At 61.7% G+C, this 716-nt stretch carries 1 protein-coding gene; it reads right to left on the bottom strand.

All coding sequences use genetic code 11. The features are described from left to right. Positions 1–716: phosphate/phosphite/phosphonate ABC transporter substrate-binding protein (locus JF66_RS19830; protein WP_035880610.1), on the bottom strand; the 716-nt coding region annotated here is incomplete at both ends.

The raw sequence follows: 716 nt of genomic DNA, 5'->3' as shown, positions 1-716 counted from the left end.
YTTTGATCGCTTGAAATAGCCCCTCGTAGCCTTCGAGGTGCGGCCCTACCCATCGGGTGAGTCCCTCCAGCTCGAGGATTCGTCGGTGCGCCGGCACGTTCCAGTCCATGGCGAGCAGTTTCGCCACCCACGGTGCGTAAACCGCCTCAGGCAGAGTGTCGAGGGCGGTGAACATGCAGTGTGAGTAGGACTCGGTTTGCCAGACTGGCTCGAGCATCCCCGGCATCAGGTCGCCACGGCCGATGTTCTCCCACACTGTGATGCCGATTGCGGCGACATCCGCATCGCCAGCAAGTACCGCATCGATCGCGTCCAGCTCGCTGCGACCGGTGTCACCGTGTTTGCCGATGTCACTGTTGAAGCGCTGGATATGCAGTTGATCGACATCCACCCCGGCCGCGCGCAGATAATGTAGAGGCAGAATCGCGGCGTGAGCCGAGTCGGCCGACCCGAGGGCCAATCGCCGGGTCGCGATGTCCTCGGGACCGGACCAGCCGCTTCCTGCCGCCCCGACAAACACCGTCGAAAAATTGGCGTCCGTGTCGCGCATGGCTAGCGCCCGCACGTGCCCATCGGTCTGCAGCACTGACCGCGCATACGCAAGATTTGTATTCCAGGCGATATCGATCATCCCGGCCTGAAGAGCATCGACGAGACGTCCATAGTTGGAGAACAACACGAAGTCCATCGCCGTGTCCGGTTCGTCGAAGTATTCG

This window comes from Cryobacterium sp. MLB-32 (genome assembly GCF_000738085.1).
Lineage (GTDB): Bacteria > Actinomycetota > Actinomycetes > Actinomycetales > Microbacteriaceae > Cryobacterium.
The sequence above is the reverse complement of the archived record's forward strand: the minus strand, read 5'-3'. Positions and strand labels throughout refer to the sequence as shown.